This is a genomic window from Vibrio sp. S457-15 (genome assembly GCF_000960545.1).
Classification (GTDB): domain Bacteria; phylum Pseudomonadota; class Gammaproteobacteria; order Enterobacterales; family Vibrionaceae; genus Vibrio; species Vibrio parahaemolyticus.
Genome location: NZ_JYOQ01000129.1, coordinates 104599 through 125244 on the forward strand (window position 1 = coordinate 104599; position 20646 = coordinate 125244).

Annotated in this window: 16 protein-coding genes; 6 read left to right on the forward strand and 10 right to left on the reverse strand. The window is 46.8% G+C overall.

The genetic code is table 11. The annotated features are described in order from the left end of the window. Positions 1-187: 187 nt before the first annotated feature. The 7 genes from manA to UF05_RS14205 all read right to left on the reverse strand — a co-directional run bounded on the left by manA (position 188) and on the right by UF05_RS14205 (position 8696). Positions 188-1405: a mannose-6-phosphate isomerase, class I gene (gene manA / locus UF05_RS14175; RefSeq protein WP_045545392.1), complete on the reverse strand. Its 1218-nt coding sequence runs from the start codon at positions 1403-1405 to the stop codon at positions 188-190. 124 nt (positions 1406-1529) lie between these two features. After that, positions 1530-2870: an MFS transporter gene (locus UF05_RS14180; RefSeq protein WP_005394568.1), complete on the reverse strand. Its 1341-nt coding sequence runs from the start codon at positions 2868-2870 to the stop codon at positions 1530-1532. A 6-nt stretch (positions 2871-2876) separates the two neighbouring features. Further along, positions 2877-4379, reverse strand: coding sequence for a signal transduction histidine-protein kinase/phosphatase UhpB (gene uhpB, locus UF05_RS14185; protein WP_005486302.1), 1503 nt, complete (start codon positions 4377-4379; stop codon positions 2877-2879). Continuing rightward, on the reverse strand, positions 4379-4987 hold the full coding sequence (uhpA, locus tag UF05_RS14190) for a transcriptional regulator UhpA (protein WP_005486300.1): 609 nt from the start codon (positions 4985-4987) through the stop codon (positions 4379-4381). Before uhpA ends, uhpB begins: the two co-directional genes overlap by 1 nt. 139 nt (positions 4988-5126) lie before the next feature. Continuing rightward, positions 5127-6521 (reverse strand): hexose-6-phosphate:phosphate antiporter, encoded by a 1395-nt coding sequence (gene uhpT, locus UF05_RS14195; protein ID WP_005479317.1) that lies wholly within the window; start codon positions 6519-6521, stop codon positions 5127-5129. Positions 6522-6927: 406 nt separating this feature from the next. Next, positions 6928-7758 carry a formate dehydrogenase accessory sulfurtransferase FdhD gene (fdhD, locus tag UF05_RS14200; RefSeq protein ID WP_017447522.1) on the reverse strand — a complete coding sequence of 277 codons (831 nt, stop codon included), beginning with the start codon at positions 7756-7758 and terminating at the stop codon, positions 6928-6930. Positions 7759-7811: 53 nt separating this feature from the next. Then, positions 7812-8696, reverse strand: coding sequence for a LysR family transcriptional regulator (locus UF05_RS14205; protein ID WP_005460961.1), 885 nt, complete (start codon positions 8694-8696; stop codon positions 7812-7814). Between the two features lie 667 nt (positions 8697-9363). On the opposite strand from UF05_RS14205, the gene UF05_RS14210 reads away from it, so the two are divergent. Further along, positions 9364-11688, forward strand: coding sequence for an FdhF/YdeP family oxidoreductase (locus UF05_RS14210; RefSeq protein ID WP_045545393.1), 2325 nt, complete (start codon positions 9364-9366; stop codon positions 11686-11688). A gap of 106 nt (positions 11689-11794) precedes the next feature. Here UF05_RS14210 and UF05_RS14215 read toward each other — a convergent pair whose 3' ends face one another. Beyond that, a complete protein-coding gene (locus tag UF05_RS14215) occupies positions 11795-13498 on the reverse strand; it encodes an FAD-dependent oxidoreductase (RefSeq protein ID WP_005498910.1) in 1704 nt (567 codons plus the stop codon). Between the two features lie 71 nt (positions 13499-13569). Next, complete coding sequence (locus UF05_RS14220) at positions 13570-13755, reverse strand: YgaP family membrane protein (protein ID WP_005460908.1); 186 nt, start codon at positions 13753-13755, stop codon at positions 13570-13572. Between the two features lie 178 nt (positions 13756-13933). Here UF05_RS14220 and UF05_RS14225 point away from each other — a divergent pair, with 178 nt between their 5' ends. Genes UF05_RS14225 through UF05_RS14245 form a run of 5 tightly spaced genes read left to right on the forward strand, consistent with a single transcriptional unit; the run spans position 13934 to position 19548 of the window. After that, positions 13934-14242, forward strand: coding sequence for an ArsR/SmtB family transcription factor (locus UF05_RS14225; RefSeq protein ID WP_005460911.1), 309 nt, complete (start codon positions 13934-13936; stop codon positions 14240-14242). A 28-nt stretch (positions 14243-14270) separates the two neighbouring features. Then, the gene (locus UF05_RS14230) at positions 14271-14690 is read left to right on the forward strand and encodes a YeeE/YedE family protein (protein WP_005394547.1); all 420 of its coding nucleotides are present in this window, start codon (positions 14271-14273) and stop codon (positions 14688-14690) included. A 10-nt stretch (positions 14691-14700) separates the two neighbouring features. Further along, entirely contained in the window at positions 14701-15159 is a 459-nt protein-coding gene (locus UF05_RS14235) for a YeeE/YedE family protein (protein ID WP_005460965.1), read from the forward strand. Positions 15160-15187: 28 nt separating this feature from the next. Further along, positions 15188-18496: an efflux RND transporter permease subunit gene (locus tag UF05_RS14240; RefSeq protein ID WP_045545394.1), complete on the forward strand. Its 3309-nt coding sequence runs from the start codon at positions 15188-15190 to the stop codon at positions 18494-18496. Next, the gene (locus UF05_RS14245; protein WP_045545395.1) at positions 18493-19548 is read left to right on the forward strand and encodes an efflux RND transporter periplasmic adaptor subunit; all 1056 of its coding nucleotides are present in this window, start codon (positions 18493-18495) and stop codon (positions 19546-19548) included. Before UF05_RS14240 ends, UF05_RS14245 begins: the two co-directional genes overlap by 4 nt. An 88-nt stretch (positions 19549-19636) precedes the next feature. On the opposite strand, the gene UF05_RS14250 is transcribed toward UF05_RS14245, so the two are convergent. Continuing rightward, positions 19637-20503, reverse strand: coding sequence for an endonuclease/exonuclease/phosphatase family protein (locus UF05_RS14250; RefSeq protein WP_025794132.1), 867 nt, complete (start codon positions 20501-20503; stop codon positions 19637-19639). Positions 20504-20646 lie beyond the last annotated feature (143 nt).

The window sequence follows — 20646 nt, forward strand, 5'->3', positions numbered from 1 at the left end:
AATGTTGCAGTGAATAGAGGAATCTAGGGTTCTCAGAGAACTTCGGTGGTTTAGACCGCAGCGGCTTTGAGTCGATAAGGTGTAAGAATGAGTGTCTTAAAACCGGACAGGCTCAATCTATGAGAGGAATAAATTGTCTAACCCAGTCCCTTGGGTCAGACGCTAGCTTGAATCCGTTATTCAGAAGTTAGTTAAAGGCGCGAGCCACTCGTCCCGCACTTTGAATACAGTAATGGCCAATGTAAGCAGGAACAAATACCGATTGTCCTTTCGCGGCGGTTAATGTCTCACCGTTATCACTGATGAGTGTCAGGTCGGCATCAATCGCCATCAAAATCTCTGCGCTGTTAGCCTCAACCACTTCATTGTTCGGTTGGTTAAGAATGCTGAAACTAAAGTCTGCCACTGGAACGGGATAAAGGCTCTGGCAACCATTGGCATTGGGTTCTAGAACAAGGCTGTTAAACGGCTTAGGCACAAAGTCTGTGCATTTAACCAGTTCTTCAACATCCATATGTTTCGGCGTGAGTCCTGCACGCAAAACGTTATCTGAGTTCGCCATGATCTCTAATCCCGTTCCTTTAATGTAAGCGTGTGGCGTTCTTGCGCTCAGGAACATCGCTTCGCCAGGTTGCAGCGTGATGACATTCAACAGTAATGGCGCAAACAAGCCGACATCGCCGGGGTATTGAGTGGATAGATTCAAGATGAGCTGGAAAACATCGCTGTCAGTGCCTTGCTCCGATTGACGTGAAGCGTGGGCAAGAAGCTGTTTCAGTGCTCGCTCTTTTGTTTCTCCTTCCATGGTCAGAATGTGCACAAAGAAATCGCGTAAACCTTGTGAGTTGGCTTCGTGTTTGAATGCATCTAGTGGCGCGCGTAGCTCATCGATATCGCAAAGGCTAAATGCCTCAATAATCTCGGCATACGAGCGAAAACCGTTCATGGCTTGGTAACTTGTCAGCGCGTACACCAACTCAGGTTTGTGGTTTGGATCCTTGTAGTTACGATGGCTCGCGTTTAGTGGGATGCCAGCACTTTGCTCTTTTTCGAAACCTACCTCGGCATCTTGTTTGCTTGGGTGAACTTGAATCGACAGTGCGTGTTCGGCCGCTAAGATCTTAAACAGAAAGGGCAGGTCGCCAAATTTCGCTGCGGTTTCTGCTGATAAGTAAGCGGGTTGGTTTTGTTTGATCAGTTCAGACAAAAGCAGCGTGTTTTGCTCAATCTGAACTTCAGAGCAGCCGTTTGGGTGAGTCCCCATCCATACTTCTGCTTGAGGCTCATTCGTTTCGTTAGAAAAGCCAAACAAATTGTGAATAGACGAGGTGCTTCCCCAAGCATAGTTTTGGATTTTGTTGTTCATTTGAAAGAAGCTATGCGATGAAATAGTGTTCAAATTCATGAATTTTTCCCATAGTTAACCCTCCGAACTGAATCGGAAGAAAAATTGAGCAGAGATACGTTAAATAAGGAGGGCGAGCGCGGTTAGGTCACTCGCCAATTTGCCCGAAGGGCGATAAGTCGATTTACAACCGAGGTTTTGGTTCGAGTGGTTTTCGTGATGGTTGCGCTTGCAAAAATGGCAGCAACAAAAGGCCAATGACGGCTGCACAAACTGAAATAGTGATGAAGAAACCCGTCCAATGATATTCTTCAAGAATTAACGCCAGTGGATAGCCAGACAATGCTGCGCCCATGTAGGCGAACAAGCCCACGAATCCTGTTGCTGCGCCTGCAGAATCTTTGTGAGAGCACTCAGCCGCCGCCATACCGATCAGCATTTGTGGCCCAAAGACAAAGAAGCCGATGGAGAACAATCCCGCTGCTTGGAATGCAAAGTTGGTCAGAGGCATCAGCCAAAGCGCGGAGACAGATAAGAAAATCCCAATCGCGAACAGCAAGTTCATTGGCCCACGGTTACCGCCAAAGAGTTTGTCTGAGCCCCAACCCGCAACCAATGAACCAACAAAACCACCGATTTCAAACATCGACAGAGCAGCGTTGGCGTTAATCAGGCTATAGTGATGCTGCTCTGTTAAGTACAGGTTTCCCCAGTCATTGATTGCGGTTCGGACGATGTAAACCAACACATAACTGAACGCGAGCAGCCAGATGTATTTGTTGTTAAATACGTACGATTTCAGAATTTCGCGGTAGGTGAGGCCACGTCCGTAATTTTCTTGCGCAAGTTCTAGTGCGTCGTTGCGCCATTGTCCGACACTTGGTAAGCCCATTGTTGTGGGTTTGTCGCGCAATCGCCAACAAACGAATAGGCCGAGTAATACCCCGATGATGCCGGGTAGAATAAAGCCTTCACGCCAGCTGTAGTGCAACGTTAAATAGCCCACCCAAATAGGGATCAGCGCGCCCCCAACGTTGTGTGCGGTGTTCCAAATCGCCCATAAGAAGCCACGCTCGGAGCGTGAATACCAAGTGGTTAACAGCTTGGAGCATGAAGGCCAGCCCCAGCCTTGGAACCAGGCGTTTAAGATCCACAGAGTAATGAAAGCCGCGAGTGAGCTAGAAAAACCGAACGCGATATTTACCAGACCTGTCGCAATCAATCCTAATCCCATGAAATAACGCGGGTTAGAGCGATCTGAAATCGTACCGGAAATAAACTTCGAGCAGCCGTAAGTAATGTAGAAAAGCGTACCGATAAGACCCAAATCGCCTTTATCTAAGCCAAGATCGGTAATCATCGCTGGTGCGGCGTAGTTAAAGGTCTTACGGGTAAAGTAGAAACCTGCGTAGCCGATGTACATCCCCAACATAATGTGCAAACGCCAATGGCGGTAACGCTGGTCGATTTGCTCGTTGCTCAGACTCGGTTGAGTAAATTTAGGTGAACGTAAAAATCCAAACATCTTGAGTTACACCTTAGGTAAAGTAATGCTGATTTGTGTGCCGATCACTTGATCGCTGGTGGAGTAGATAACCATTTTCCCACCCAATGCATGCACACGCTCTTGCATGCCGCGAACGCCCATGCCTTTCATGCTGTCCTGAACTTTGAAGCCGACACCATCATCGTGAATCATCAGTGACACCGCAGCTTCTCCAATTGTCAGTTCAATATTGATCAACTGCGCTTCTGCGTACTTGGCTGCGTTATTTAATGACTCTTGGCATAAACGGAATAGGGTGACTTTGAGTGTGTCACTCAGGCTGGTGTAATCGCCTTGCCAGTTCAGTTGAACAGTTGTTCCGTGATTGGCGAATTCCATCTCTCGCGTCAGTTGCTCGACGGATTCTTTTAAGTCCAAATCATCCAGCATTTTGGGTCTTAGTTTGCTCAACAGTCGCTTAGTGGTGTCGTACACGTTGAGAGAAAGTCCCTCAATGGTATCTGCGCAATGTGCGCTCATTTCTGCGTTATCGATGCGCTTGATGATGTTGGCTTGAGTACGGATAGCGGTAATGTTCTGGCCGATTTCGTCATGCAGTTCGCGGGCAATGTCGCGTCTTACCGATTCTTCCGCTTCGATAAGTTGACGAGACAGATTTTGATTGCGGGATAGCTCGCCACGCAGTTTGTGGTTGAGATCTTTTTGCTTTTGCACCGCCAAACCCAGCATGATGCCAGTGATGGTTTGAGCTGAAAGAGACAACAACAAATCGGTGATTTCTAGATTCGATACGCCGCTGCGAGCCGCAATCAGCGCAATGCTGTTGAGCATGGTGGCGAGCAGGGCTCCTTGCCAACCGTAACGAAGTGCCAGCACGATGATTGGGATAGCCATACAAAATGGCGCAAATCGTTTTAACTCTTCAGGCAAACTCGTTTGCACTAGAATGCTGCCGATAAGAAGTACGGCGTAAAACACTATGTGTCGAATGCTGAACACCACAGTGTTGTTCAAAAGATGCGACGTCAGAGGCGACCATCGGCTTTGAAATAGGTAATTCCACAGTAGGTAGCACATAGGAACCAGCATCAGCCCACCAGAAATACTGGCTAACCACACCATGTAAACAGAAGGCACGTGAAAGCCGACCGCCATTACGTTGATGAAGGCGGTAATGATGATCACAATACCCATGACGGCTAAGTGGCGGTTTTGGTCACCGTAGTAGTATTTTTTCGCAATCAGTGTGACAGGGATGCTGGCAACGCTGGCGATCAGCACGGTGAGCCATTGAGGTTGCTCTAATAGGGTCGCCAGTGCAATTGTCAGCGCCCATTCTGATACGTAGATTGTTGGCCAGTAAGCGGTGCGAGTGTGCAGCGCAATCCCCAGTCGTAAGGCGAATGGGAAAAGCAGAATGGCGAGCTCTGGATCGTTGACAAAGTAGTAGGCGATCACCCACAAACAGAACCAAGCACAGGCCATAACAAACAGGCCACAAATCGTTGTGACAGAATAGGCTCGCATTAAAAGGACTCTTGAGAGAATAGTTTGGCGAGCTCAACGTTGTTTTTCACGCCGAGTTTGTCGATGGCATTCGCTCGATGAACGTGTACGGTCTTGTGGCTCAAGCCAAGCTCTGCCGCGACGGATTTTACATCCAGCCCTTTGGCTAAAAGCTGGCACACTTCATTTTCGCGTCTTGTTAGCTGGCAAAGCGATGCCGCTTTGTCACTTGGTGTTGCCAGTTTGATGGCAATGTCGGAGGTAAGATAGCAGCCGCCAGACGCACTGGTTCTCACAGCTTGAATAAGTTCGTCTGGGCTACAGCGTTTGCTTAGATAGCCTTTTGCACCAAGTTTTAGTGATTTTTCCACCATCGCAGGGGAGTCGTGCACGCTTAGCATGACACAGGCAATGCCAGTTGGAATTTCGCTCAGTAAGTTTAATCCGCTCTCATCGGGCATGGAAATATCTAGGATGACGACGTGTGGGTGTACCGCAGGCAAGCCTGTGCGTGCTTCGGCGACAGAACCAAATTCACCAACAACGGTAATATCATTTTCTAAATTTAATAATTGTGCGAAACCAGAACGCACGATGACGTGATCATCAACTAGAGCAACATGAATCATCATTACAACCAAATAGAGCAGACAATAAACAACAATAAGCCCCAAAACGGAGCTAATAGAAAAACCTTTAATGATACTGAATTGATCAACTCATTTTAATGATCTTGCGCGCTTTACCGAAGTAAAGCGCGCAGAGAAGTTAGGCTTGGTTTTGTGCAAGTTGAAGCTTCTTCGCGTGTCGAATCTTCTTCTCTTCCGCGATAGCAACGAAAGCAAGCAAAACAATACAAATCATGGCGGAGGTATCTAGGGCTGCGAAGGTACCTTTCCAGCCTGTTAGACCGAAGATTGGTGTACCGTCTGCAATCATACCGAGACCAAGTTTCGCGAAGCTGTCACCGATTAGGTAAGCGAATGTACCTTTCACACCGTCAGCCACACTGATTGCTTTTTTAGGAACAAAACCAACCGCTGCAACACCGATAAGAAGTTGCGGACCAAACACCAAGAAACCAAGTACGAATAGAGACGACAAGTACATGAATTCATTTGTTGCGTGTTGGTAGAACTCAAGCGATACGATGATCAAACCAAGAGACACACAAGCAACCAATGCGCGGCGACCATTTGCTAGGTCAGATAAGTAACCCCACATCAAAGTACCCACAAGCGCACCAACTTCGAACAGAGTAAAGCCAGAGATTGCCGTTTCTTTTGACAGACCAAGTTCTTGGTACGCGTATACCGTTGACCATTGGTCGATACCGATGCGAACGATGTAAAGGAAGATGTTGGCAAAGCAAAGTAGCCAGATAACTTTGTTTTTAAGAACGTATTCAACAAAGATTTCTTTTTTGGTCATCTGGTTTTCTTCAGCGGCGGTGTCTTCTTCACTCACTGCTTCATCGAAAAGTTCTTCTACTTTACCTAGACCGTAAGCTTCTGGTGAGTCGCTACCAAAGCGCATACCGATAAAGCCAACGATGATCGCGATGATAGAAGGGAACACGAACATGCCGATTACGTGGCCGTCGAATAGGTAGTTAGCACCGAAAAGAGCAACACCCGCTGCGCCCGCACCACCAACGTTGTGTGACATGTTCCACAAGCCTAGGTAAGAGCCGCGCTTGTTACGAGGTGTCCATTTTGTAATGGTTGAGTAACTAGAAGGGCCACCAGTACTTTGGAAGAAACCACTTAGAGCGTAGAAAGCCACCATCAAGAACAGGCTTGCACTACCGCCGCCCATGCTGAAGCTGAAACCAAGCATTGCAAGACCAGAAAGGATCAGCATAAAAGGGAGGAATTGCTTGGTGTTCTTACCGTCAGCGTAGTAAGACACAACGGTTTTACCGATGCCGTATGTGATGGAGAAGCCAAGGCCAATAAGACCTAGGTCTGTCATGCTCAAACCGTAAGTTGAGATCATGTCGTTTTGCGCGACATTGAAGTTCTTACGAATCAAGTACATGGTTAGGTAGCCGATGAATACGACCAAGTAAGATTGGATGAACGGTTTAAACCACATCTTTCTTCTAACTTCGACAGGAAGATCGAGGGTCGGCTTCCGCACCTGTTCGAGGAATTTTAACATGATGAACTCTCTTGTAATTGTTTTAGAAACACAACGGAGACCGTTATGCGCTCTTGTTACCTTTGACTGAGCGGAATTCTAGAGAGTGGTTTTGTGAGGCACATGAGATGGTTGCCTAGATCGGATAGGAAAAATTCCTAGAAATGCCTAGGAAGGAGGAAAAGCGTGAAAAGAGTCACACAAAATCCTTACTAATTTATGGGTTTTTGACTGGGTTCTTATCGGATTGGAAAGCGTTCAAATGCAAGCGGGTTAATATGCGTAAGCTTAGTGCAGACAAGGGGTGAGCACGTTTGGTTGGAGAGAATAGTGGCTTGTCGCTAAGTATCAATTAGGAATGAGAAGCAAACAACAGAAACCCGGAGGTCTCTGTTAGAAATATTAGGAATTCGGCTAGGTTGACGTGTTAAGGCGCAGGGCTGTATAGACGCGGCGAGCCGTGTTTTGGCAAGTGAATTAGGTTCAAATGGTTTCTTCTTGCCCATTCGACGGTTAACGCTGTAGGTGCAGATAAGCAAACCAGAGTGGGGATACGCGCGCGAACGGCCTTGTGGATCAACTCTAAGCTGCAACGGCTTGTCATGATAGCGAAGCCACTTTGAGGCTCGATGTGGTTGTTGGCCAATGCACCAATCAACTTATCTAGCGCGTTGTGACGGCCGATGTCCTCTCGGCACAACTTGATGTTGCCTTGTAAATCTGCAAATAAAGCGGCGTGTAACGCGCCAGATTCACGTGCGGCTTCTTGATGCAGTGCGACTTTGTCTCGCAGCCCTTCGAATACATCGGAGCGCGGAGGAAGAGACGGTGTTAGCGGTGCCAAATCAGGCAAAGCTTGTTCCAGAGCCTCGACGCCACAAATGCCGCATCCGGTTGTGCCTGCAAGATTCCGACGTTGTGTTTTTAACGCCCAGAAAGCGCGGTTGCTGATTTCCACTTCCGCATAGTGAGATTCGTGATCGCCACCAATTTCAATGTCTTTGATCTCTTTGAAGTCGTGGACGATGCCTGTGCTTAGGCTAAATCCTTTCACGAAGTCTTCCAGATGGCCTGGCGTCACCATCATGACCGCTTGGCTAATGCCGTTATAGCTGATAGCTAAAGCTGACTCACTTGCCAACGACATTTGTTGCACTGGGCGGCCATCAATCAATTCTCGGTAATTGAACGCACTTGGTTGAGGTGGTGCTTGATTGAAATCGGACAGTTCAAAATAAGATTGAGTAGTACATCTCATGAAATCACCTCATAAGCCGTTATGTATGCCAAAAGTTGACGTGTGGATTCTTGTTATCGATTGAATATGTTTTTTGCTTCTGCGAAGCACTGATCGGTTAGCGCGGAGAAGGGTTCTTGTTTTCGCTTTAACAAACCTAGCGGTGCGTGAACGGCGGCTTCTTCGATAGGGATAATGCGAAGCGTATCGTTCAACTCTTCCAATCCACAATTCAGCGGCATAATGGCGCAACAAAGGCCACTGGTTACTGCTTGGATCAAGTGAAAGGTTGAGTTACTTTCAATGACGGTTTGCGGAACCAGCCCTTTACTCACAAAGCTAAGATCAATTGAGTGGCGATAGTGCATGCCCTTCGAAAGCAGCCCTAGCGGAATGTTATTGAGTGACTCCCACAACACTTCAGATTCGGCAAAATCAAAATGACGCTCATCGAATAAAACGCCAAGTTTGGTTGAATCTAGTTCGATAACATCGAAGTAAGCGGTGTTGACTTGATCGACATAACACATCCCCAAATCAAGTTGATTGCGATTGAGTTGGTCTATGATCTGTTCGGTCGTCATGGAGAGTATTTGAAAGCGTAACTCAGGGAACTGTTGAGCTAATGGTTTGAGCAATTGCATAGGGTTTTGGCTGGCGAGTGGCACCATTCCAAGCCGAAGAGAGCCTACCAACTGACCACGGCAGTTGGCGGCTTCGGCTTGCAATCCATCATGAGCTGCTAAGACGGTTTTTGCCCAAGCTAAAATGCGTTCTCCGGCTTCAGTAAATCCTTCAAATCTTTGACTTCTTTGGATTAATTCGAGATCGAGTTCTTCCTCTAAGCTTCGGATTCTCATGGACAAGGTAGGCTGCGTAATGTGGCACAATGCGGCGGCTTGACCAAAGTGTTTGGTCTGTTCAAGTGCGATGAGATATTTAAGTTGTTTGATATCCATAATGGCTTGTTAACCTTGCGTTGTGAGTCACATGTACGGGGGAACTCCCTAAAAAGGGCACAGCACTACCGTACTTTTTAAGCGCTGGAGCGTTTTAACTGGGGAATGGAAAACCAAAACCAAGTCAAGAATAAAACCACACTCAAAATTGATCTGAATCAAGGCTATTCCTGATATTAATTAGGGTCAAATTTAAAGTATCTATAGTGTGATAGATATTATCTATTATCAAGAGGGCCGATTTTATTGAGTTCGTTAAGCGAACTAGGTGGAATCGAATGGGAAAACGATTAACCTCATAAATTGTATTGATTAAAAATGTGATGACCGTCAGTGGAAAAAATCGTCATAGATTTTGTTTATCACTCGGTCAGGATTATCAATTGGACGCATATTGAATAACGACTTAATCTTTGATTTAGATCAAGACGCAACAATGCAAATTGAATCTAACAGTCTTAGAAACAGTAGGCGGGTATCCGATATCAAGAATCTAGATAAGTAAACGCTCGGACAAGCGAGAGCATGTTGAGTGGTTACTTATTTGGATTAAAAAATACATGGATTAGAAACCTAAGCCCTTCAATACTTCCGCATTATCTCAATAAATAACGCGCTTGTTTTCACGGGCACCCTGCTTGCTGGTATATCTGCGAGGAGTAAAGTCGTGAGCCAAAAAGAACAAATAAAAACATACAAAGGTCCAGCTGGTGGTTGGGGTGCACTGAAAGCCGTAACCAGAAGTTGGTGGGGCAGTGAAAATGCAGTTAAAAACATTCGCACTATGCTCAAAACCAACCAAAATGGCGGTTTCGACTGCCCGGGATGTGCATGGGGTGAGTCGCCAGATAGTGGTAAAGTCAATTTCTGTGAAAATGGCGCGAAAGCGGTAAACTGGGAGGCGACCAATCGTCTGGTTGATCCTGAGTTTTTTGCCAGTCACAGCGTTTCTTCTCTCTCAACGCAAACCGATTATTGGTTGGAATACCAAGGCCGTATCACCCACCCAATGCGATACGATGCTGAATCCGATCACTATGTGCCAGTCTCTTGGAATCAGGCTTTTGCACTTGTCGCGAAACATCTCAATCAATTGGATTCACCGCACCAAGCGGAGTTTTATACCTCTGGCCGTGCAAGCAACGAAGCGGCGTTTTTGTATCAGCTATTTGTGCGCGCATTCGGTACCAATAACTTCCCAGATTGTTCCAACATGTGTCACGAAGCCAGTGCAATCGGGATGAAAGACACCATTGGTGTTGGTAAAGGCACAGTGATCTTTGATGATTTTGAAGAAGCTGATGCGATTTTTGTGATTGGTCAAAACCCGGGCACGAACCACCCACGAATGCTTGAACCTCTGCGCGAAGCGGTAAAACGTGGTGCACAGGTTATCTGTCTAAACCCGCTGAAAGAGCGCGGATTAGAGCGTTTCCAAAACCCACAAATGCCGATTGAGATGTTGAGTAACGGCTCAGAGCCTACAAACACGGCGTACTTGCGTCCTGCTTTGGGCGGAGACATGGCAGTGTTTCGTGGCATCGCGAAATTCTTGTTGCAATGGGAGCGCGAGGCATTGCAAAACGGTGGCAAAGCGGTATTTGACCGCGAATTCATCAAACAACACACGATAGGTATTGATGAGTATTTGGCTGAAGTGGACGCAACCTCTTGGGAACACATCGCTGAACAGTCGGGTCTTGATTTAAGTGAAATCGAGATGGTGGCGAGCATGTATCGACGTGCAGAACGTGTGATCATGTGTTGGGCGATGGGGTTGACTCAGCATCGTCACTCTGTGCCAACCATTAAAGAAGTCGCAAACGTGCAAATGTTACGAGGTAACGTTGGTAAGCCGGGCGCGGGTCTTTCACCAGTGCGTGGTCACAGTAACGTTCAGGGCGACCGTACGATGGGCATTGATGAAAAACCTTCAGATCTGTTGTTGGATCGCATTGAAAGTCGATTTAACTTTGCCGTCCCGCGTGGTGAAGGCCACAACACTGTGCAAGCCATTAAAGCGATGGAAGAAGGGCAAGCGAAAGTATTTATCGGTTTGGGCGGTAACTTTGCACAAGCTACGCCAGACACAGAACGTACGCACAACGCGATGCGAAACTGTAATTTGACCGTACACATTTCGACGAAGTTAAATCGTTCTCACCTTGTCACAGGTAAAGATGCGCTTATTCTTCCATGCTTAGGCCGTACTGAAATTGATCAGCAAGCGACGGGCCCACAAGGTGTGACGGTTGAAGATACTTTCAGCATGGTACATATCTCATTTGGTCAGCTAAAACCGCGTTCGGAGCATTTGCGTTCAGAACCAGCGATTATTGCCGGTATTGCCAATGCTACACTCGGGGCAAAACCAATTGATTGGTTGTGGGCGATTGAAGATTACGACCGTATTCGCGATTTGATTGCCGACACGATTCCGGGCTTTACCGACTTTAACCATAAGCTTAAACACCCGGGTGGATTCCACTTGGTAAACCCAGCTGCTGAGCGTCGATGGAACACACCAAGCGGCAAAGCGCAGTTCAGCTCTAGCGAGTTGCCGAAGCAGTTGATCAGCGAAGCGATACTCGAAAAAGGCCAAAAGCCAGATTTGATCTTGCAAACCATGCGCTCACACGACCAATACAATACGACACTTTACGGCTTGAATGACCGTTATCGTGGAGTATTTGGTATGCGCGAAGTGCTGTTTATCAATGAAGCGGATATTCGTAAACTCGGTTTTGAACCGGGCGACAAAGTGGACATGGTGTCATTATGGGAAGATGGCGTTGAGCGTCGCGTGAGCGGATTTACGCTTGTTGCCTATGATGTGCCAGCAAGTCAGGCGGCGGCTTACTATCCAGAAACAAACCCATTAGTTCCTTTAGATAGTTATGGGGATAGAACATTTACGCCAACCTCCAAGTTTATTGCGATCAAATTGGAAAAATCGACATCCGATAAGATCGCTTTGGTGGAAACGGAATAGTTACCAAACCAGCACTACAATATTCGGGATAAGAAAAACGGCTGATATATGTATCAGCCGTTTCTATTTCTCAAATCAAACAGATTTAATGTTTGCGAAGATTACATTACGCTTTTGCAAACTTGTAAGTACGGTAACCACCAATCAAGTTACGAGCTTTGTAACCGTTGTTGACGAGTTGACGGTATGCCACGTTACCGCGCAAGCCTACTTGACAGTAAATCACAATCTCTTTGTCTTTTGGTAGTTCACCCATACGATGGCGCAGCTGATCAACCGGAATGTTGATTGCCCCTTCAAGATAACCAACCGACTCCAATTCACCCGGGTTACGGACGTCGAGGAGAATTTGATCTTCAGTCAGGTTGTCGATTTCATCGTAATGAATCGCCGTTGCGTCACCTTTGATGATGTTATTTGCCACAAATGCTGCTTGGTTGATCACATCTTTTGCACTGCCGTAAGGTGGCGCGTAAGTCAGTTCAAGATGCTGCAGTTGTTCAACCGTCATGCCAGCGCGTTGTGCAACAGCCATAACGTCGATGCGTTTATCGATGCCATCTTTACCAACTGCTTGAGCACCTAAAATCTTGCCTGATTGTGGGTCGAACAACATTTTGAACGACACCACTTCGGCACCAGGGTAGTAACTCGCGTGGCTTGCTGTATGCACGTACACTTTGTCGTATGCGATACCAGCGCGTTTTAGTTGCTTCTCGTTTTTGCCGGTAGAAGCTACTGCAAGGTCAAAGATCTTACAAATCGCTGTCCCTTGTGTGCCTTGGTAGGTTTCTTTGCGGCCGAGCATATTGTCCGCTGCCATACGGCCTTGACGGTTTGCCGGGCCTGCAAGTGGCACTAGAGTTTGCTCGCCTGTAACGAAGTCTTTCTCTTCTATCGCGTCGCCGACAGCGTAGATCGAAGGATCGCTGGTTTGCATGTATTCGTTCGTGTAAATACCGCCTAGTGCGCCAATTTGAAGGCCAGCTTCTTGCGCCAGTTTTGTCTCAGGACGTACACCGATTGCCATGATCAGAATATCGGTAGTGAGTTTTTCACCGTTGTTCAGTGTTAACTCCAATTCACCTTCTAGGTGTTGGTGTTTCTCACTCTCACCAGAGTCGAAACTTGCAACGTGTTCGTTAGGTACGAATTTCACAGATTCAAGCGCGACGCCAAGTTTGAGGTCGACACCTTTGTCACGAATTTCTGCATGAGCAAAACCTGCCATTTCACGGTCTACTGGCGTCATGACTTGGTCTGCCATTTCGATCAGAGAGGTTTTAATGCCAAGTTGGTGGAAGGCTTCCATCATTTCTAAACCGATGAAACCGCCGCCAACAACTGTCGCATGCTCTGGCTTGTTCATTTGGATCGTTTCGATGATGCGATCCATATCTGGAATGTTACGTAGCGAGTGGGTGAGCGGGTTATCGAGGCCTGGGATTGGCGGAACAATAGGGCCTGCACCTGGGCTAAGCAGTAGGAAGTCGTATGATTCTACGTATTCAGACTCATCCAACAGGTTTTTGATCGTAACGGTTTTGTCCTGTCGGTTAATAGATACCACTTCATTCATCACGCGAACATCAACGTTAAAGCGTGCTAAAAAGCTTTCTGGCGTTTGTAGTAGTAACTTACTGCGTTCTTGGATATCGCCGCCGATGTGATAAGGCAAGCCACAGTTGGCAAATGAAACGAATGGGCCACGTTCAAACATGATGATTTCGGCATCTTCGCTTAGACGACGAGCACGCGCCGCCGCAGATGCACCACCTGCAACACCACCGACGATTAAGATCTTAGTCATTTTTAACTCCAAGTTTTAGGGCGAGCTGACCTTTCACGAATAGCCTGTGTGAAAGGTCACTACGCTCTAGATTATCTAAAACCAAATTTCTTTAAAAAATAAGCAGCAGGGCAGATTCCCGTGTAAGCACTTTGAATAAGATTAACGCCGATAAACACGGTGAACCAAATGAAGTTACTGTGAACGAACACGGTTAGTATGACCGAGACCAATACCATCGTGCCTGCAAAAACTCGTACTGCATTTTCTAACGTCATAACTCTTCTCCTTCGTACTCTCAAACTGAGAACGCCATCCTTTGATGTTCATCACTATAATTAACTAAATTAGAAATGTCTAATGTTAATTTGTCTAAATTCACAATTACTAATTTAGTGTTGACTAAATATGTTGTTTTAGTAATATCTAATTTAGTTTTTAATGTAGAGGTGAGTCATGAGCTATACAGATATGGATGTAGCAGCAATGAAAGGCAATGCAAATGAAGCTGCTGATCTCCTAAAAGTAATGGCACATCCGGAAAGGCTAATGGTGTTGTGCCAACTGACCCAAGGTGAAGTTGGTGTTGGGGAACTGCAAAAGAACTCGTTCCTTAGCCAATCCGCCTTTTCACAGCACTTAACGGTGCTTCGCAAACACAAATTGATCACGGCTCGTAAGGCATCACAGCAAGTGTTTTATTCGTTGTCAGAACCAAGGGTTGAGTCATTAATCAAAGCGCTTCATGGCGTTTTCTGTAACTAATTCGTAGCTAAGATTTTAGAGGTAAATAATGTTAAACGTTATTCCATGGGAATCGTTGTTTGGTGGCATTTTGTTAGGGATCTCCGCCACTATATTGTTGTTGGTTAACGGTAAAATTGCCGGAATAAGTGGAATTATGAATGGCATTATGTCACCGAAAAAAGGTGATTATTCGTGGCGATTGCTTTTTGCGGTTGGAATGATAGCTGGTGGCTTGATTAGCGTTCTGATGTTGGGCGTTGCGGTTCCTAGTACCGCGAACCTTTCTTTAGGGATGGTGATTGCCGCTGGTTTATTGGTAGGAATCGGGACCAGACTGGGTAACGGATGTACTAGCGGACACGGCATTTGTGGCATGGGCCGTTTGTCTAAGCGCTCTATTGTGGCGACCTGTGTATTTATGGCTGTCGCTGGCCTAACGGTATTCGTTCGACTTCACCTAGTTTAAGAGAGATTCCATGAACAAGACTATTTTTCGTTTTTCTGCTCTTTTGAGCGGTGTGTTATTCGGTATGGGCATGGCGGTGTCCGGCATGATCGACCCAGCTAAAGTCATTGGATTTTTAGATATTTCTGGCAGTTGGGACCCAAGTTTGGCTTTTGTGATGGGCGGCGCACTCGCGGTATTCATGCCAAGCTATTTTTTAATCATCAAGCCGAGAAAACAATCAGTTAGCGGTGAAGCGTTTTGCACACCAACCAATAAGAACATCGACGGACGTTTGTTATCTGGTGCGGCGATCTTTGGTTTAGGTTGGGGTTTGGCAGGTATTTGCCCTGGCCCTGCAGTTGCGAGTTTGGCATTAGGCAACGTGAGCATTGTAGTGTTCTTCCTTGCGATGTTAGTTGGGTCTCTGTTCGCGAAAGCGATCATTACTAACCGTAACGCGAAGAAGATGAAAACCGCGAACGCGTAAACAATCAATCTGATATGGAGGGGAAAGGATGCCCGACAAACTAAAGCGAAGTTTTGTTCAGTCTGTGATGAACAGCTTTTTCCCTCCGATCATGATCTTACTCGCGCTTGTGGTCGGTGCCGCAGCCTTGTGGTTGACCCCGAAAGAGGAAGACCCGCAAATCGTTGTGCCGATGGCAGATGTATTGGTTTCGGCTCCCGGACTCAGCGCTTCTCAAGTCGAAAATCAAATCACTGAACCATTAGAAAAGCTTGTTAGCCAAATTGACGGTGTGGAATACGTTTATTCCTCGTCCATGGAAGGTGCTGCGCAAGTCATCGTTCGTTTCTATGTCGGCGAAAACCGCGAAGATGCTCTGGTTAAGCTGTATAACAAACTCTATTCCAACCAAGACAAAGTTCCTCCTTCTGTCACTAACTGGCTTGTAAAGCCTGTTGAAATCGATGATGTACCCATTGTTGTTGCCGCAATTTATTCCACCGATCCAGACATTCTCGATCGCCATCAGCTGAGACGTATTGCAGACCAAGCCACGTTAGGCATTAAATCATTGGATGCCACCAACAAGGTGGAAGTGATTGGCGGTGAGCCGAGAAAAATCCAGATAGAGCTTGATTCCGTTGCGATGGCAAACTTCAAAGTGACCATTGATGATCTCGAACAGGCCATTCAGCTCAGTAATAGCAAAACCCAAGGCAAGAACATTCGCGTAAACGAGCAAAATTACACATTGGAATCGGGACGGTTTCTGACTAACGCAGAAGAGGTTGGCGATCTTGTTATCGCGGTGCTCAATGGTAAACCCGTTTATTTGAAAGATGTCGCGCGTATTTACGACGGTGAAGGTGAGGCAACATCCGATACTTGGTATCGCGATAAAAACCACGATGAAGCATACCCAGCGGTGTTTATTTCTGTCGCTAAACAAAAAGGCTCGAACGCGGTTAACGTCGCTCAGTCTGTTCGGAATAAACTGGCGGCGCTTCAATCAGAGCAGTTTCCTCCACAAGTTCAAGTTGCAGTCATTCGTGACTATGGCGAAACGGCGAATGCGAAAGTAAACAACTTGGTATCAAGCCTTGGCATCTCTATTCTAACGGTCGTGGTGTTTGTCGGTTTGTTCTTGAACTGGCGAAGCGCATTGGTGGTTGGTATCGCGATTCCGATTAGCTATGGTGCCGCGCTCGGGATGGACTTGGCATTTGGCTATTCCATCAACCGAGTCACACTCTTTGCGTTGATTTTGGCGCTAGGTTTGATCGTGGACGATCCGATCGCGAGTATCGACAACATTGAACGCTACCTCAAACGCAAAAATCTAACACGAACCAACGCGATTGTTCTCGCCATGGCAGAAATTCGTAGCGCCTTGTTAATGTCGACGGTCGCAATCGTGATCGTGTTTACGCCGATGTTTTTTATCACTGGGATGATGGGGCCTTACATGGCACCACTGGCGTTCAACGTTCCGATCAGCGTTATCTTTAGTACCGTTGTCGCGTTTATGATCACGCCTTGGCTTGCCAAGAAGCTACTCAAAGGTGCTGAGGAAAACGGCCACTATGACATCCAATCTTCGCCGATGTATCGTTTGTATCGTGGAGTGTTGATTCCGCTACTTGAAAGTCGCAAGAAAGCATGGCTTTTCCTTGGTTTGGTTGCCTTGTTGTTCGTCTTGGCAGCATTGTTGCCAGCACTTCGCTTAGTTCCACTCAAGTTGCTGCCTTATGACAATAAAAATGAGTTCCAATTGGTATTAAACATGCCAGAGTCTTCAAGCTTTGTGGATACCTCCAACGCGCTGTCGAGCTTTACGGACTATTTAATGACGGTGCCGGAAGTGACAAGTGTGTCGGGGTTTGCAGGCACCGCTTCCCCAATGGATTTCAACGGCATGGTGCGCCACTACTTTATGCGTAGCGAACCATACCAAGGCGAGCTTCGAGTCGTTCTTGCAGAGAAGAATCGCCGCGCAATGCAATCACACGAACTGGTGACACGACTCAGGGCGGATTTAGAGCAGATTGCAGATAAGTTTGACGCTGACGTGCAGCTAGTCGAAGTGCCGCCAGGCCCGCCTGTTATCGCCACCATTACGGCAGAAGTTTACGGTGATGAAGCGACATCTTATGAAGATCTGATGATTCAAGCAGAGAAAGTCGCGGATAGGCTTCGCAAAGAACAGTTGGTTTCTGAGGTGGATACCAGCATCCAAGGTGATTTAGAAACGTGGCAATTCATCGTTGATCAAGAAAAAGCGGCGCTGTCCGGTGTTTCTGTTGCTGATATCAATAACACGCTTATTACCGCCGCGAACGCCAAAGTGCTCGGTTATATCGCCGATCCAAGAGAAGTGGACCCACTACCTATCGAAGTGCAGCTCCGACGCGAAGACAGAGATAACCTGAATCAACTAGAGCAGCTTTATGTGCGAGGCCGTCCGGGCATTGCAAAAGTAGAATCCAATGGGGCGGTTGTGGATGCTCCTCAGCCTATCGTGCAGTTGTCTGAAGTCGGTCATTTTGTGAAACGTGCAGCGGACAAACCGATTTTCCATAAAAACCTCAAGCCTGTTGTGTATGTCTACGCCGAGGTAGTTGGGCGTGTTCCGGGTGAAGTGATTGCCGATGTGATGGCTGACCAAGATACAACTCACGCGGAAGATGTGCATCGTCACTGGCAAGATCGCACGTACTTGAGCAATGGCGCTGGTGTCAATTGGAGCTTGCCAGACAACATCGAAGTGGTTTGGAGTGGTGAGGGGGAATGGAAAATCACAGTGGACGTATTCCGCGATTTAGGCATTGCTTATGGCGCAGCGCTGCTTGGCGTATTTGTGGTGATGTTGATTCAAACTGGTTTACCTGCGGTATCGGGCATCATCATGCTGGCGATACCTCTGACTGTGATTGGGATTATGCCGGGGTTCTGGATTTTGAATGTGTTAAGCAGTGACATCGGTAATTACCCGAATCCAGCTCTGTTCACGGCGACCGCGATGATCGGCATGATTGCGCTAGCAGGGATTGTGGTGCGTAACTCACTCGTTTTGATTGAATTTGTTCAGCAATCGCTGGCTGAAGGTCGTAGCCTACATGATGCGTTGATTGAATCTGGTGTTGTTCGTATGCGGCCAATATTACTGACCGCGGGTACAACGTTACTGGGTAATGTCGTGATTACGTTAGACCCAATTTTTAACGGTTTGGCTTGGGCAATCATATTCGGAATTACCGCCTCGACCATCTTTACGTTGCTTGTGGTTCCGGTGGTTTACAACCTTGCATACCAAAACACCAAAGGACATGGATTACCTCAGATGGAGGAAGAGCAATGAAATTAGATACCAAATGGTTAGGCGTGATTCTGTTTGCCATACTCGCGCTTCTTTTTCTCTATATGGCTGGATTTTTTACAGAAAAGTTGCCGACCGAACATGACGCGAAAACTAACCAGATTGATGTAAATAATGCAGAGACACATCAACTGATGTTAACCAGCGAACCGGTTGTTCGAGAGTTTCCGGGCGTCGTCGTTGCAGAGCAGCACGCCGATATCGCTGCACGGTTAACGGCATCGGTGATGGAGGTATTGGTGAAGGTTGGCGATAGAGTGAAGCAAGGAGACGTGTTGGCGCGGCTAGAAAGCGATGATCTCGACGCGCGAGTTCGTCAAAGTGAGCAGGCTTTATCCTCTGCACAAGCGCAGCTCAATGCGGCGAGAAAGGAGTTTTCTCGTGTCAGAGCGCTTTTAAACAAAAAGCTGATCCCTCAATCGCAATTTGACCAAGCGGAAAGTGCGTTGCAAACCGCACAAGCCAACTTTAATAAAGCGCAGGCGGCGGTCTCTGAGGCGGAAACGACCTTTGGCTACAGCATTATTACTGCGCCGTTTGATGGCTTGATCACGCAAAAGCCCATCAACAAAGGTGATACCGCGACGCCGGGGGCTTTGCTTTTATCAATGTACAATCCAAACTCGTTGGAAATAGAGGTGAACTTTGCTGAGTCTGTCATGCCTTATGTGACTTATGATAAAGAAGTGGACGTTGTTTTTCCGTCTTACAACCTCAACGCGCAAGCGGCAGTAAAAGAAGTGACGCCGTCGGCAGATGCCAACTCGCGCAGTTATACCGTAAAGCTTCAATTTGAGCCGCCAACGGCTATCTATCCAGGTACATACGCCAAAGTTGCGTTGACCTTGACCGACGATGTCATACTTCGCGTGCCAAAAGAGGCGGTTTACCAAGTTGGCCAATTGGACTACGTAAAAGTGGTGCAAGACAGCGGTGAGGTAGAAACTCGGCTTATTCAGCTTGGAGAGTTGGGGAGAGTGCGAACTGGGTTAAAGCAGGGTGACATAGTGCTGCTGAATCCAAGAGCGCTTTGATAGAACGGTTTCTCTTGTTAACTAGTTAAACGTCTATCTAGCAAACAACATAAAATAGCCCAGCATCATGCTGGGCTATTTTGTTCGTTCAGTTAAGCGTTACCGTTGCGTTTACAGGGCAATGGTCACTCAGTTTGTAATCCAAAACATCTTGTGAGCTGAACAGCGTTTGATGCGCGTTTTTCGCTTTTATTTGCGGGCTAACAATAATGTGATCAATCAAAGAGCGAAATTGATGTGTTTTGCTTGGGTTCTTATTTGAGCGAACCTTGCAATCGGCTTGGGTATCTCGCGTTACCAATTGTGCATCGTTACCGAGCGTCATGATCGCCCACAACCAATCACGTTGATACGACAAGTTGTGATTGAAATCGCCCATTACAGCGTACTGCTCTTTTTTCTTTTCTCTTTCGCTCATCCATTTCGCAAGTGCTTCTCCTTGTTGACTCAGTGTCTGGCAATCACGACTGTTTTTATACGCTCCGCTGCATCCTGCTTTTAGATGCACAGAGAGCAGGTGAAGCTCGTCCTTTTGACTTGGGTTAACGACGATGTAGCTGGCAAAGCGCAACTTGCTATTACCACGCGTGATTGAGAAGTCTGCTGGGTCAGACACTTCAATGTCTTTGCGCACAGCAAAACCGGTGTACTGATTGGTATCAGAAAACTGAAGGTGCTTATTGTTTGATTGAGCTCGATCAGAGAGATAAATCGCGTAGCCATCGCCTACAGCTTTTTGAACTGCGGCTTTGGAGTCGACCTCCTGAAAGGCGATGATGTCGGCTTGAGTTTTATCCACATATTGGTTGAGTTTGACGAAATCGTCACTGGTTCTCGAAACCTTATCTCCATTTATAGACAGCCATTCTATATTCCAACTGGTTAAGTTGATGGAGTTTTGAGCAAGTGACGTTGAACTAAAAATTAATAAGGCAGTAACAAATAGTGATCGCATATTGGCTTGTTTCACTCCTGGTTTTTAGCGTATTCCTTTCCAACCTTTATTCTATAAGACATCCCAAAAAAGCAAGTAGATTTAGTTCCAATTTTGCAATTTTCACGGTTTTCTTCGCAACTGAGATCAGTACCAATAAGATC

Bases quoted from the DNA above. Each gene is read 5' to 3' on its own strand.
- manA (WP_045545392.1), bottom strand. From the start codon at position 1,405: ATGAATTTGAACACTATTTCATCGCATAGCTTCTTTCAAATGAACAAC.
- UF05_RS14180 (WP_005394568.1), bottom strand. From the start codon at position 2,870: ATGTTTGGATTTTTACGTTCACCTAAATTTACTCAACCGAGTCTGAGC.
- uhpB (WP_005486302.1), bottom strand. From the start codon at position 4,379: ATGCGAGCCTATTCTGTCACAACGATTTGTGGCCTGTTTGTTATGGCC.
- uhpA (WP_005486300.1), bottom strand. From the start codon at position 4,987: ATGATTCATGTTGCTCTAGTTGATGATCACGTCATCGTGCGTTCTGGT.
- uhpT (WP_005479317.1), bottom strand. From the start codon at position 6,521: ATGTTAAAATTCCTCGAACAGGTGCGGAAGCCGACCCTCGATCTTCCT.
- fdhD (WP_017447522.1), bottom strand. From the start codon at position 7,758: ATGAGATGTACTACTCAATCTTATTTTGAACTGTCCGATTTCAATCAA.
- UF05_RS14205 (WP_005460961.1), bottom strand. From the start codon at position 8,696: ATGGATATCAAACAACTTAAATATCTCATCGCACTTGAACAGACCAAA.
- UF05_RS14215 (WP_005498910.1), bottom strand. From the start codon at position 13,498: ATGACTAAGATCTTAATCGTCGGTGGTGTTGCAGGTGGTGCATCTGCG.
- UF05_RS14220 (WP_005460908.1), bottom strand. From the start codon at position 13,755: ATGACGTTAGAAAATGCAGTACGAGTTTTTGCAGGCACGATGGTATTG.
- UF05_RS14225 (WP_005460911.1), top strand. From the start codon at position 13,934: ATGAGCTATACAGATATGGATGTAGCAGCAATGAAAGGCAATGCAAAT.
- UF05_RS14230 (WP_005394547.1), top strand. From the start codon at position 14,271: ATGTTAAACGTTATTCCATGGGAATCGTTGTTTGGTGGCATTTTGTTA.
- UF05_RS14235 (WP_005460965.1), top strand. From the start codon at position 14,701: ATGAACAAGACTATTTTTCGTTTTTCTGCTCTTTTGAGCGGTGTGTTA.
- UF05_RS14240 (WP_045545394.1), top strand. From the start codon at position 15,188: ATGCCCGACAAACTAAAGCGAAGTTTTGTTCAGTCTGTGATGAACAGC.
- UF05_RS14245 (WP_045545395.1), top strand. From the start codon at position 18,493: ATGAAATTAGATACCAAATGGTTAGGCGTGATTCTGTTTGCCATACTC.
- UF05_RS14250 (WP_025794132.1), bottom strand. From the start codon at position 20,503: ATGCGATCACTATTTGTTACTGCCTTATTAATTTTTAGTTCAACGTCA.